Here is a 12,497-nt window from a genome sequence, read left to right as displayed (position 1 = left end):
CGGGCTATAATCGTGGGCTTTTCAGCGTGCGCTGGCCGGGTGGCCATGTCGCGTGTCTCGACGCTGGAAGAACACTGTGGGGCAGGCCTTCTCGGGTTTGCTGCACCACCCCAAGGATAAATCATGGTCGTCATTCGACTCTCCCGCGGCGGTTCCAAAGGCCGTCCGTTCTTCAACATCGTCGTTTCCGACAAGCGCGTGCGCCGCGACGGCCGCTTCATCGAGCGCCTGGGTTTCTACAACCCGACCGCCAAGGAAAACGAGGAAAGCATCCGCATCGCCCAGGACCGCCTGAGCTACTGGAAGAGCGTCGGCGCCCAAGCCTCGCCCACGGTCACCCGCCTGATCAAGCAAGCCGCCGCTGCCGCTCCCAAGGCAGCAGCCTGAACATGGCCCCCACGCTCGGCACTGTCGTGTCCTCGCTGCCCCCCGAGGGGGCCGCAGCCGCCTTGGGGCGGCCCGGCGGCGTCTGAGCGCGCACGATATGCTGCCCACCCTCGAAGCCGCCGAATTGCCGGCGGATGCGATCGAAGTCGGGCGCATCGCCGATGCCTGGGGCATCAAGGGCTGGTTCAAGGTCCTGCCCCACAGCGCCGAGCCCGAGGCGCTTTTTTCCTCCAAGCGTTGGTTGCTCCAGCCTCCGGGCGCCGCGGGCGGCCGCGCGTTCCGGCTCGCGATCCGCGAAGCCAAGGAACATTCCGATTGCATCGTCGCCTCGTCCGAGGACGTGCCCGACCGCAATGCGGCCGAGGCGTTGCGCGGTGCGCGCGTGTTCGTTCCGCGCTCGAGCTTCCCGACCGCCGGCGATGACGAGTACTACTGGGTCGACCTGATCGGCCTCGCCGTGGTCAACCGCGAGGGCGTGGCGCTCGGCACCGTGCGCGAACTGCTGGCCTCGGGCCCGCAGACCACGCTGGTGATCGATGCGCAGGAGGACGGCAAGCCGGTCGAGCGCATGGTGCCTTTCGTCGCGGCCTTCGTCGACAGCGTCGACCTCGCGGGTCGACTGATCACGGTCGACTGGCAGCCCGACTACTGAGCCGTCCAGGCCGGGCCTCGGTGCCGCCATGCGCTTCGACGTCATCACCCTTTTTCCGGAGCTGTTCGCGCCCTTCCTCGCGAGCGGCGTGACCCGCCGCGCCTACGAATCGAAGCAGGTCGAGGTGGTGCTGTGGAATCCGCGCGACTTCGCCGAAGGCAACTACCGGCGCGTCGACGACCGGCCCTTCGGCGGCGGCCCCGGCATGGTCATGATGGCCGAGCCGCTTGCGGCCTGCCTCGATGCCGCGCTGGCCGCCCGCGGCGCGCCGGCGCCGGTGCTGCTGTTCTCGCCGATCGGAGAGAGCCTGCGCCACGAGGTGGTCGAGCAATGGGCGGGCGGCGAGGGCGCGGTACTCGTCTGCGGCCGCTACGAGGGCATCGACCAGCGCTTCATCGATGCCCGCGTCACGCACCAGTTGAGCCTGGGCGACTTCGTGCTCTCGGGCGGCGAGATCCCGGCGATGGCGCTGCTGGATGCGGTGGCACGGCTGCAGCCCGGCGTGCTCGGCGACGAGGCCAGCCATGTGCAGGACAGCTTCAATCCGGCGCTCGACGGCTTGCTCGACTGCCCGCACTACACGCGGCCGGAGCAGTGGCGCGGCGAAGGCGTGCCGGCGCCGCTGCTGTCGGGCCACCATCTGCAGATCGAGCGCTGGCGCCGCGATCAGCGGCTCGCGATCACCCGCGACAAGCGGCCGGATCTGATCGAGGCGGCCAGGCGCGCTGGCCGGCTCAGCGCCCTCGACGAAAAGACGCTCAAAAGAAAGCTATAATCTTTGGCTCCCCGATCCTCTGCCCGGCCGCGCCGAGCCCAGTGGTTTCAATTCAACTGGACTCGAACGGCGCCTTTTGTGTAGCGCGGACATGATCGAACACAGGAAAAAATGAACCTCATCCAGACTCTCGAGCWGGAAGAAATCGCCCGGCTCAACAAACAGATTCCCGATTTCATGCCCGGTGACACGGTCATCGTCAGCGTGAACGTCGTCGAAGGCACCCGCAAGCGTCTGCAGGCCTACGAAGGCGTCGTGATCGCCAAGCGCAATCGCGGCCTCAACAGCGGCTTCATCGTGCGCAAGATCTCCAGCGGCGAAGGCGTGGAACGCACCTTCCAGACCTACAGCCCGCTGATCGCCAAGATCGAAGTCAAGCGCCGCGGCGATGTCCGCCGCGCCAAGCTGTACTACCTGCGCGAGCGCAGCGGCCGTTCGGCACGCATCAAGGAAAAGCTGCCGGGCAAGGCCCCGTCCGCAGCGGCTGCGCAGTAAGCAGCGAGCCCTTGCCGTGCAGAAAGCCGCCGCTCCGGGCGGCTTTTTGCATTGGTGCCGCAAGACGGCGCCCTGTTCGTGACTTTGTTGCGTGTCCCGCGCCGAACATGCGGGCCTTTTGCGTTTTACTCGTCGAGCTCCTTCATTGACCACTCCACCGCCGGCCATGCGCGCCTCTCCCGTCGAAGTCATCAACGCCGTCGTTCCGCCGGCCTTGCAGTCTTTCGACCCGCGAGAGGTGCCCGCGATCGGTGTCGACAGCGGCCTGCCCGCGGTCGACCCGGCGCGGCTGGGCGCCAGGGCCCTGCGCGAGCGCTTCGCCACGCCGCCGGACTGGACGCCCGAACTGCGCCGCGAGCCGCGCTTGTTCGACCGCGCGCCGGCGCAGGCCGCGGTGCTGGTGCCGATCGTGATGCGCGACGAGCCGACGGTGCTGCTGACCGAACGCAGCTCGCACCTGAAGAACCATTCGGGGCAGGTGGCCTTCCCCGGCGGGCGGGTCGACCCCGAGGACGCCAACATCGCCGCCGCCGCGCTGCGCGAGGCCTGGGAGGAAGTCGGCCTGTCGGCGGACTACATCGAGATCCTCGGCAGCCTGCCGACCTACACCACGGTCACCTCCTTCATCGTGACGCCGGTGGTCGCTCTGGTGCGGCCGGATTTCGAGTTGAACCTCAATCCCTTCGAGGTCGAGGAAGCCTTCGAGGTGCCGTTCGCCTTCCTGATGAACCCCGCCAATCATCGCCGCCACGTCCTGGTCGGCGACGACATGATGTCGCGCGAGTGGCTGTCGATGCCCTACCAGGACGGGCCGGACGAGCGCTTCGTATGGGGCGCGACCGCAGGCATGCTGCGCAACCTGTACCGGTTCCTGAGCGCCTGAGCGCGCCCTCGCGGGCCGGTCTCCGGAGGGTTCTAGAATCCTTTGATGAGCTTCTTTGCGATCCTCTGCGCGTTGCTGATCGAGCAGGTGCGTCCGCTGGCCTACCACAACCCCGTCTACGGCGGCGTGCTGGCGTGGACGCGCTGGACCAGCCGCAACTTCGACGCCGGCAAGCCGCACCACGGATGGGTCGCGTGGAGCCTTGCGGTGGGCGTGCCGACGCTGCTGGCCCTGGCGGTCCACTGGGCGCTGGTCCTCACGCTGGGCCTGCCCTTCGCCGTGCTCTGGAGCATTGCGCTGCTCTACGTCACGCTGGGCTTCCGCCAATTCAGCCATCACTTCACCGGCATCCGCGATGCGCTCGACGAAGGCGACGAGCCGCTGGCGCGCTCGCTGCTCGCCCACTGGCAGCAGGTCGACGCCGCCGACCTGCCGCGCAGCGAGATCGTGCGCCACGTGATCGAACACTCGGTGATCGCGGCGCACCGGCACGTGTTCGGCGTGCTGGCCTGGTTCTCGATTCTCGCGGCCATCGGCCTCGGCCCGGCCGGCGCGGTCTTCTATCGCATGAGCGAGTTCGTCTCGCGCTACTGGGCCCACAAGAACGGGGCCTCGATGCAGCCGTCCAGCATCTGGGTGCAGCAGGCCGCGGCAAAGGCCTGGGGGCTGATCGACTGGCTGCCCGCCCGCATCACGGCGCTGGGCTTCGCGGTCGTCGGCAGCTTCGAGGAGGCGATCGACTGCTGGCGCAACGACGCCCGCCGCTTCCCCAACGCCAACGACGGCGTGATCCTCGCGGCCACCTCGGGGGCGGTCAACGTCAGCCTCGGCGGCGGCACCCTGAGCGCGGTGCCGCTCAACGATCCGTTGTCGCGCGCCCAGGCCGGGGACTCCTTCGCCGGCGGGCCGGCGCCCGATGGCGGCAGCACCCCGGGCCGCGAGCCCGAGCCTGCCCACCTGCGCAGCGTCGTCGGCCTGGTCTGGCGCTCGGTCGTGATGTGGATGGTGCTGCTGGCGCTGCTGACGCTGGCCCGGCTGCTCGGATGACCCCGGCCTTCTGGAGCCCCCGCATCGCGGCGCTCGAACCTTATGTGCCGGGCGAGCAGCCGCGGATCGCCAAGCTGGTCAAGCTCAACACCAACGAGAACCCGTACCCGCCGTCGCCGCGGGCGATCGATGCCATTCAGCGCGCGGCGGAGGCTGGGCTGGAACTCTATCCGGACCCCGAATCGACCGTGCTGCGCGAGGCGATCGCGGTGCGCCATGGCCTCGACAGCCGGCAGGTGTTCGTCGGCAACGGCTCGGACGAAGTGCTGGCGCACGCTTTCTTCGCCTTCTTCCAGCAGGACGCGCCGCTGCTGCTGCCGGACATCACTTACAGCTTCTACCGCGTCTACGCGCAGCTCTATGGCATTGCCTGCGCGCTGCAGCCGGTCGACGCCGCGCTGCACATCGATGCCGACGCGCTCGCGGCGCGGGCGTCGGCGGGCTGCGGCGGCATCGTGGTCGCCAATCCGAATGCGCCGACCGGCGTCGGCCTGCCGCTGGCGCAGATCGAGAAGCTGCTCATGGCCTGCCCCGATCGGGTCGTGCTGGTCGACGAGGCGTACGTCGATTTCGGCGGCCAGAGCGCCTTGCCGCTGATCGCCCGCCATCCGAACCTGCTGGTGGTGCAGACGCTGTCGAAGTCGCGCTCGCTGGCCGGACTGCGCGTCGGCTTCGCCTGCGGCCAGGCGCCGCTGATCGACGGCCTGCGGCGGGTCAAGAACAGTTTCAACTCCTATCCGATCGACCGGCTCGCGAGCGCCGGCGCCGTGGCCGCGCTCGAGGACGAGGCCTGGTTCGCAAAGACCCGCGACGCCGTGGTCGACACCCGCGAAGGCCTGGCGCTGCAGCTCGAGGACCTCGGCTTCGAAGTGCTGCCCTCTCAAGCCAACTTCCTGTTCGTGCRCCACCCGGCGCACGACGCGGCGTCTCTCGCGGCGGCACTGCGTTCCCGTGCCGTGCTGGTGCGCCATTTCGCCCAGCCGCGCATCGCGCAGTTTTTGCGCATCAGCGTCGGCACGCGCGAGCAGTGCGGAGCGCTGGTCGATGCGCTCGGCGAGATCCTCGACGAATCCCGGTAGCGATCAGTATCGGGTTTGGCTCAGTTCGGCGAACAGCTCGCCGTAGATCCGGTAGCGCGAGGCGCTGATCGCGCCTTGGTGCGTCGGCGACTCGACCTGCGCGATGACGCCACAGCCGGGTTCGTGCAGGTGCGTACAGTTGTAGAACTTGCAGTCGGTCGCCTGCCCGGCGATGTCGGGCATCAGCTGCGCGAGTTGCATCGGCTCGATGTGGTGCAGCCCGAATTCCTGGAAGCCCGGCGAGTCGATCAGCGCGGTCGTGCGCGCCGCATCGACCCAGTACCAGGTGGTGCTGGTGGTGGTGTGCTTGCCCGAGTTCAGGGCCTGCGAGATCTCGCCGGTCAGGGCGCTGGCGCCCGGCACCAGCAGGTTGATCAGCGTGCTCTTGCCGGCGCCGGAAGGGCCCAGCACCAGCGTGACCTTGTCCGCGAGCAGTTCGGTCAGCTCGGCATGGCCCGCCCCGCCGTCGGCCCTGAGCGACATCGGCAGCACGCGATAGCCCATTCGGCGGTAGGGATCGAGCCGCTGTGAGGCCCGTTCGAAGGGGACCGCCAGGTCGCTCTTGTTGAGCGCGATGACCGGCGTGATCCGCTCCGCACCGGCAGCGATCAGCGCGCGGGTCAGCTGGGTCTCGGAGAACTCGGGCTCGGCCGCGATCAGGATCAGCACCTGGTCGAGGTTGGCGGCAAAGGACTTGGTGCGGATCTCGTCCTGGCGGTAGAACAGGTTCTTGCGCGGCAGCACCTTCTCGATCGTGCCCTCGTCCTCGCTGGCCTGCCACTGCACGCGGTCGCCGACCAGGGCCTGGCTCTTCTTGCCGCGAGGATGGCAGATCAGGCGTTCGCCTTCGGGTGTCTCGACCAGGCAGTGGCGACCGTAGCTGGCGACCACCAGCCCATCGCGCAAGGCAGCGCCGGCACTGCCGCCGCGCTGTTGCTTAGCCAAGGCGGCGGTCCATCGGGCGGCTCAAGAAAGCAGCGCGTCGGCCTGCGCCGCGCACTCGAAGTCGGTCGCCGTGAGTCCGCCGACGTCGTGCGTGTTGAAGCGCACCACGCAGCGGTTGTAGTGCACCGAAAGGTCCGGATGGTGGTCCTGGCGGTGCGCCACCAGCGCCAACGCGTTGACGAAGGCGAGGGTCTCGAAGTAGTTGGCGAAGCCGAAGCTCTTCTCGATCGCGACGTCCTTGCCGTCGCCCGTGAGCTTCCAGCCCTCGAGGCGGGCCAGGCCGGCCACGATCTCGGTGGCGCTCAGCGCCCGGCGGGCCTCGGTCTTCCAGTCCTTGATCTTCAGCATGCTGTTCATGGTCGTGTTTCAGGTCAGGCCGAGGTCATGCGCGCGAGGCGCTCGGAGGCCGGCGGATGCGAATAGTAGAACTTCACGAAGAGCGGGTCGGGCGTCAAGGTCGACGCGTTGTCCTGATAGAGCTTGAGCAGGGCAGCAGAGAGGTCGGCGCCGCTGGTCTGCGCGATCGCATAGGCATCGGCCTCGAACTCGTGCCTGCGCGAGACCAGCACCGGCAGCGGCGCGACAAAGAAGCCGAACACCGGCAGCGCCAGCATGAAGAGCAGGATCGCCAGAGCGTCGTTCGGCGCCGCCAGGTTGGGCTGCACGCCCAGGCCGGTGTAGAACCAGGTGTGGGCCGACAGCCAGCCCAGCAGCGCGAAGCCGGCCAGGCTCAAGGCGAACATGGCCGCCATGCGCTTCATCACGTGCTTGTGGCGGAAGTGGCCCAGCTCGTGCGCCAGCACGGCCTCGACCTCGCCGGCATTCAGTTGACGCAGCAGCGTGTCGTAGAAGACCACCCGCTTGCTGGCGCCGAAGCCCGTGAAATAGGCGTTGGCATGCGCGCTGCGGGTGCTGCCGTCCATCACGAACAGGCCCTTGGCCGCGAAGCCGCAGCGCTGCATCAGCGCATTGACGCGCTCCTTGAGCGCGGCATCTTCGAGCGGCTTGAACTTGTTGAAGATCGGCGCGATGAAGGTGGGATAGACCAGCATCAGCAGCAGGTTGAAGCCCATCCAGGCGCCCCAGGCCCAGAGCCACCAGAGCTTGCCGGCGGCGCCCATGAGCCAGAGGATCAGCGCCGCGATCGGCAGGCCGATCAGCGCACCGAGCAACAGGCCCTTGGCCGCGTCCGTGAGCCACAGCCGCCAGGTCATCTTGTTGAAGCCGAAGCGCTCTTCGAGCCTGAAGGTCTGCCACAGCGTGAAAGGCAGCTCGGCCAGGCCGCCGATCAGCGCGAAGGCGGCCAGCAGCGCCAGCTGCTGCCACATGCCGCCACCCAGGGCGTCGAGCAGCAGCCGGTTCAGCAGGTCGAGGCCGCCGAACAGGGTCCAGGCCAGCAGCACCGCGGCGCCCCAGGCCATCTCGATCAGGCCGAAGCGGGTCTTGGCGACGGTGTAGTCGGCCGCCTTCTGGTGCGCGGCCAGCGTGATGGCCTGCTGGAAGGCGGGCGGCACGGCGTTGCGGTGGCGCGCCACATGGCGCACCTGGCGGCTGGCGAGCCAGAACTTCATGGCCAGGCCCGCGACCAGCGCGAGCGCGAAGGCCATCGTGAGGATGAAGGAGGCGGGCAGGGGGCTGGACATGCCGGCGAGTTTAGCCCGCGCCTTTCCGGGCCCAGGCGCCCGGCGTCCGGTCGGCCTGCTGGCATCAGGGGCGTCCGGCGCGAGGGCGGGGCCGGGGCCATCGACGACAATCGCCCGATGCCAGAAACCACCGAACCGACCGCGCCCGCCACGCTCAAGAAGAGCGACCAGAACCTCGTCTGGCTCGATTGCGAAATGAGCGGCCTGGACCCCGAGAAAGAGCGCCTGCTGGAAATCGCGGTGGTCGTCACCGGGCCCGACCTGACGCCGCGGATCGAGGGGCCGGTGCTGGTGATCCACCAGAGCGACGAGCTGCTCGACGCCATGGACGCCTGGAACAAGGGCACCCATGGCCGCAGCGGTCTGATCGACAAGGTCAAGGCTTCCACCGTCGACGAAGCCGAGGCCGAAAAAGAGCTGATCCAGTTCATCTCGCGCTACATCCCGAAGAACGGCTCGCCGATGTGCGGCAACACGATCGGCCAGGACCGCCGCTTCCTGGTCAAGTACATGCCCAAGCTGGAGGCCTACTTCCACTACCGGAACCTCGACGTGAGCACGCTGAAGGAGCTCGCCAAGCGCTGGAAGCCGGCGGCCTACAACAGCTTCAAGAAGCAGCAGGCCCACACGGCGCTGGCCGACGTGAACGAGTCGATCGATGAACTCGTGCATTACCGGGAGACCTTTCTGAAGCTTCAGGATTGAAGATTAGGTAAAAACCCGAGTTCATGCGATAATCGTTGGCTTCGCTGAAGAGCTTTCAGCGTTTCCTTGCATCTCCCTATCTTGCACATCGCGCCCGAGTAACTGAACTACGGGCCGCAGCCCCGACGAGAGTCGACGGCTGAACGTCGTTGGATGGTTGATGTTTTCACCACCCGACGGGGCGCCGCCTTCGGCAGCGCTCGCGTTTGAGATTGAATCAATGACCGACGCTTTTGAAGCGCAGGGCGAGTTCGCGCCTGTGCAATCCGATGATTTCGCTGTTGCCGCCGTGACCAGCGAGTCGCTTTCCATTGCCAACGATGCCCCCGAGCTCGAGGCCCTCGACGCCATCGAGACCGCCGCCGAGCCGAAGCTGCCCAACGGCTTCATCAAGCTGGGCCTGGCGCCCGAGCTGATCGCCGCCGTGGAAGACCTGGGCTTCACCCAGCCGACCACCGTCCAGGAGCAGGTGATCCCGCGCGCCATGACCGCCAGCGGCGGTGCCGACGGCGCCACCCGCTTCGTCGACCTGATGGTGTCGAGCCAGACCGGCAGCGGCAAGACCGCCGCCTTCCTGCTGCCCGTGCTGCACACGCTGTTGCAGCGCCAGGCCGAGGCCGAGGCTGCCGCCAAGGCCGAGTTCCAGCGCCTGGCCGCCGAAGCCGCCGCGCGCGGCGAAGCGCCGCCGAAGAAGCCGAAGCGCAAGGACCCGACCAATTCGCGCCATTTCAAGGCTGCCACGCCCGGTGCGCTGATCCTGTGCCCGACGCGCGAGCTCGCCCAGCAGGTGGCGCACGACGCCATCGACCTGGTCAAGCATTGCCGCGGCCTGCGCATCGCCAACGTGGTGGGCGGCATGCCCTACCAGCTGCAGATCGCCAAGCTGCAGAACGCCGACCTCGTGGTCGCCACGCCGGGCCGCCTGCTCGACCTGCAGCGCTCGATGCAGATCAAGCTCGACCAGGTCAAGTTCCTGGTGGTCGACGAAGCCGACCGCATGCTCGACCTCGGCTTCTCGGACGACCTGGCCGAAGTCAACCAGCTGACGATCGAACGCCAGCAGACCATGATGTTCAGCGCCACCTTCGCGCCGCGCATCCAGCAGCTGGCCCAGCGCGTGATGCGCGAGCCGCAGCGCGTGACCATCGACAGCCCGCAGGAAAAGCACGTCAACATCAAGCAGAGCCTGTTCTGGGCCGACAACATGCAGCACAAGCGCAAGTTGCTCGACCACTGGCTGCGCGACACGACCATCAACCAGGCGATCGTGTTCGCCAGCACGCAAGTCGAATGCGACGGCCTCGCCAACGACCTGCAGCAAGACGGCTTCAGCGCCGTGGCGCTGCACGGCGCGCTGAGCCAGGGCCTGCGCAACCGCCGCCTGATGGCGCTGCGCCAGGGCCAGGTGCAGATCCTGGTGGCGACCGACGTGGCCGCGCGCGGCATCGACGTGCCGACCATCACGCACGTGTTCAACTTCGGCCTGCCGATGAAGGCCGAGGACTACACCCACCGCATCGGCCGTACCGGCCGTGCCGGCCGCGACGGCCTGGCGATCACCTTCGCCGAGCAGCGTGACCGCCGCCGGATCTTCGACATCGAGGGCTACACCCGCCAGCAGTTCAAGTCCGAGGTGATCCCCGGCCTCGAGCCGCAGCAGCGTGCGCCGCAATCGCGTCCGCAAGGCGACTTCGGTGGCCGTGGCCGCGACAGCCGTGACAACCATTCGCGCGACCGCAAGTTCGGTGGCGGCGGTGGCCATCGCGGCGGCAACGCCGGTGGCTTCGGTGGCGGCGGCAGCAGCTACGCCGGCGCCAGCGGCTTCAACGACCGCAATGCACGCGGCCCGGGCGCCGGTGCGCCGCGCGGCTTCCAGAATGCGGGCAATGCCGGTTTCGGCGGTGGCCGCGATGAAGGTGGCGGTGGCTACGGCCGCAAGCCGGGCTGGGGCGACAGCGCCCCCCGCGGCGGCTTCGACAATGCCCCGCGCGGTGGTTTCGGCGGCGGCGCCGGTCGCGGCGATGGCTTCGCGCCGCGCGGCCATGCTGGCGGCGGCAAGGTCTTCGTGCCGCGTGACGCGCAGAAGCCGCGCGGCTTCAAGCCGACGCGCTGAGCCTGGAGCGGCTCTTGCAGCCGCTCGCGTTCCCCGAACAAAGCCCGCATTCGTGCGGGCTTTGTTGTTTCTGGGAAGGCGCCCGGCACGCAATGCGAACCCACCCTTGCTGGATCGTTGACGATGTTTGCACGATCCTCCGGCGGCTTGAAGAGAGCCGAGACAAATCGCGGCGGGATGCATAAGCTTCAGGCCATGCAGACATCCACCCCCCACGCACTGCGCAGCGATCGTCCCGTCGATCAGCTGCAGACCACCGTGATGAGGGCCGAGCTCGCCGCGATCATCGACCGCGTCACCGGCACCGACGGCGCGCACGAGACGGCGATACCGCGCCTCACGCTGGCCCGGGCGTCGCAGATGCAGCATCCGGTTCACGCGATGCACGAACCCGCTTTCTGCGTGCTGGCGCAAGGCAGCAAGCGGGTGCTGCTCGCCGAAGAGGTCTACATCTACGACAGCAGCCAGTACCTGGTGGTGGCGCAGAACCTCCCCGTGTCGGGCCAGGTGGTCGACGCATCGCCCGACGCACCCTACCTCGGACTGCGGTTGAGCTTCGACGTCAAGGACATCGCGGCCCTCGCCCTGGAGCTTCAGCTCGGCGAGACCTTCCCGACGCGGGCGTCGCAACGCGGCATCTTCACCGGCGAGCTGTCGACCACGTTGCTGGATCCGGTGCTGCGAATGCTCAAGCTGCTGGATTCGCCCGAAGACGTGCCGGCACTGGCGCCGCTGATTACCCGCGAGATCCTGTACCGCCTGCTGAGGTCGCCCGACGGCTGGCGGTTGGCCCAGATGGCCGTGGTCGACAGCCACAGCCAGCGCATCGCGCATGCCATCAGCATGCTTTCGCAGCGGTTCCAGGAACCGCTTCGGGTCGAAGACCTGGCGGACGAAGTTCACATGAGCGTGTCGTCGCTGCACCAGCACTTCAAGGCCGTCACGGCGATGAGTCCGCTGCAGTTCCAGAAGCAGCTGCGGCTGCAGGAGTCGCGGCGCATCATGATCAGCGAACACGTGGATGCCGCCACGGCGGGGCACCGCGTGGGCTACGAGAGCCAGTCGCAGTTCAACCGCGAGTACAGCCGCTTCTTCGGTTTGCCGCCGGCGCGCGACGTCAAGCGCCTGCGCGAACTTCAACTGGGCCGCAAGAGCGCCTGACCGGACGAGCGCAGCGCTGCCGTCGGCAGCGGCCGATTTTCCAATCCGATCGCCACATCGGCGATGCCGATGGTCGGCATCCCGTGGAGGGCGTTCGCCCTTTCGATGGGCTCCACGCTAGAGGTCAATCATGAAAATCCATCTGAAACTGAATGGCAAGGTGATTCCGGCGACCTTGGCTGACAACGAGGCGGCGCGGGAATTCACTGCCATGCTGCCGCTCACGATCACGATGCACGATCTCTTCAACAGAGAGAAGTTCGGTCCGCTGCCCCGCGCCATCTCGGGCCGGGGCACGCAGACTCGGGCCTATGAGGTCGGCGACATGATCTGCTGGACGCCCGGCCCCGACCTCGCGATCTTCCATCGCCACGACGGCCAGAAGATCAGAGGCGGCTTTCATGTCCTCGGCAGGCTCGATGGCGATGCGGAGGAGTTCCGTGTCCCCGGCCCTCTGAAGGTCAGCATCGAAGTGGCTGCGGGAGACAGCGGACAGGCCGCTGCCGCCCGGCAGAGGGCCTGGGCCGCAAACGGGCCAGCAAGGGTTTCAGTCGGTTGAGGACAGAGCAAGAACTGCTGCGCATTTCTTGGTCTGTCCCGCAAGGTCTCAGG

At 67.8% G+C, this 12,497-nt stretch carries 14 protein-coding genes; 11 read left to right on the top strand and 3 right to left on the bottom strand.

Going from position 1 to position 12,497, the window contains the following annotated elements:
* The first annotated feature begins 123 nt into the window (after positions 1-123).
* From rpsP to hisC, 7 genes are all read left to right on the top strand, one after another.
* The gene (gene rpsP, locus AC1D2E_RS26320) at positions 124-387 is read left to right on the top strand and encodes a 30S ribosomal protein S16 (protein WP_478200130.1); all 264 of its coding nucleotides are present in this window, start codon (positions 124-126) and stop codon (positions 385-387) included.
* Between the two features lie 97 nt (positions 388-484).
* Positions 485-1,039 carry a ribosome maturation factor RimM gene (gene rimM, locus AC1D2E_RS26315; RefSeq protein ID WP_478200129.1) on the top strand — a complete coding sequence of 185 codons (555 nt, stop codon included), beginning with the start codon at positions 485-487 and terminating at the stop codon, positions 1,037-1,039.
* A 28-nt stretch (positions 1,040-1,067) separates the two neighbouring features.
* A complete protein-coding gene (gene trmD / locus AC1D2E_RS26310) occupies positions 1,068-1,814 on the top strand; it encodes a tRNA (guanosine(37)-N1)-methyltransferase TrmD (protein ID WP_478200128.1) in 747 nt (248 codons plus the stop codon).
* 111 nt (positions 1,815-1,925) lie between these two features.
* The gene (gene rplS / locus AC1D2E_RS26305; RefSeq protein WP_478200127.1) at positions 1,926-2,309 is read left to right on the top strand and encodes a 50S ribosomal protein L19; all 384 of its coding nucleotides are present in this window, start codon (positions 1,926-1,928) and stop codon (positions 2,307-2,309) included.
* A 166-nt stretch (positions 2,310-2,475) separates the two neighbouring features.
* Complete coding sequence (locus AC1D2E_RS26300; protein WP_478200126.1) at positions 2,476-3,192, top strand: CoA pyrophosphatase; 717 nt, start codon at positions 2,476-2,478, stop codon at positions 3,190-3,192.
* Between the two features lie 45 nt (positions 3,193-3,237).
* Positions 3,238-4,239, top strand: a complete 1,002-nt coding sequence (locus AC1D2E_RS26295) for a CobD/CbiB family protein (RefSeq protein WP_478177186.1) — start codon at positions 3,238-3,240, stop codon at positions 4,237-4,239.
* On the top strand, positions 4,236-5,318 hold the full coding sequence (gene hisC, locus AC1D2E_RS26290; protein WP_478200125.1) for a histidinol-phosphate transaminase: 1,083 nt from the start codon (positions 4,236-4,238) through the stop codon (positions 5,316-5,318). The genes AC1D2E_RS26295 and hisC overlap by 4 nt, the downstream gene beginning before the upstream one ends.
* 3 nt (positions 5,319-5,321) lie before the next feature.
* Here the strand turns inward: hisC and rsgA are convergent, their stop codons facing one another.
* From rsgA to AC1D2E_RS26275, 3 genes are read right to left on the bottom strand one after another with little or no spacing between them, the layout of a single operon-like run.
* Positions 5,322-6,263 (bottom strand): ribosome small subunit-dependent GTPase A, encoded by a 942-nt coding sequence (rsgA, locus tag AC1D2E_RS26285; RefSeq protein ID WP_478200124.1) that lies wholly within the window; start codon positions 6,261-6,263, stop codon positions 5,322-5,324.
* A 21-nt stretch (positions 6,264-6,284) separates the two neighbouring features.
* Positions 6,285-6,620, bottom strand: coding sequence for a 4a-hydroxytetrahydrobiopterin dehydratase (locus AC1D2E_RS26280; protein ID WP_478200123.1), 336 nt, complete (start codon positions 6,618-6,620; stop codon positions 6,285-6,287).
* Positions 6,621-6,634: 14 nt separating this feature from the next.
* A complete protein-coding gene (locus AC1D2E_RS26275) occupies positions 6,635-7,906 on the bottom strand; it encodes a M48 family metallopeptidase (RefSeq protein ID WP_478200122.1) in 1,272 nt (423 codons plus the stop codon).
* A 117-nt stretch (positions 7,907-8,023) separates the two neighbouring features.
* On the opposite strand from AC1D2E_RS26275, the gene orn reads away from it, so the two are divergent.
* The 4 genes from orn (at position 8,024) to AC1D2E_RS26255 (ending at position 12,444) form a co-directional block, all read left to right on the top strand.
* The gene (gene orn / locus AC1D2E_RS26270) at positions 8,024-8,611 is read left to right on the top strand and encodes an oligoribonuclease (protein WP_478177191.1); all 588 of its coding nucleotides are present in this window, start codon (positions 8,024-8,026) and stop codon (positions 8,609-8,611) included.
* Positions 8,612-8,831: 220 nt separating this feature from the next.
* Complete coding sequence (locus tag AC1D2E_RS26265) at positions 8,832-10,724, top strand: DEAD/DEAH box helicase (protein ID WP_478177192.1); 1,893 nt, start codon at positions 8,832-8,834, stop codon at positions 10,722-10,724.
* A 195-nt stretch (positions 10,725-10,919) separates the two neighbouring features.
* Positions 10,920-11,885 (top strand): AraC family transcriptional regulator, encoded by a 966-nt coding sequence (locus AC1D2E_RS26260; RefSeq protein WP_478177193.1) that lies wholly within the window; start codon positions 10,920-10,922, stop codon positions 11,883-11,885.
* Between the two features lie 130 nt (positions 11,886-12,015).
* Complete coding sequence (locus AC1D2E_RS26255; RefSeq protein WP_478200121.1) at positions 12,016-12,444, top strand: cyclophilin-like fold protein; 429 nt, start codon at positions 12,016-12,018, stop codon at positions 12,442-12,444.
* Positions 12,445-12,497 lie beyond the last annotated feature (53 nt).

Source organism: Variovorax sp. P1_H2 (assembly GCF_056405295.1).
This window is presented reverse-complemented; position numbering and strand designations above follow the sequence as displayed.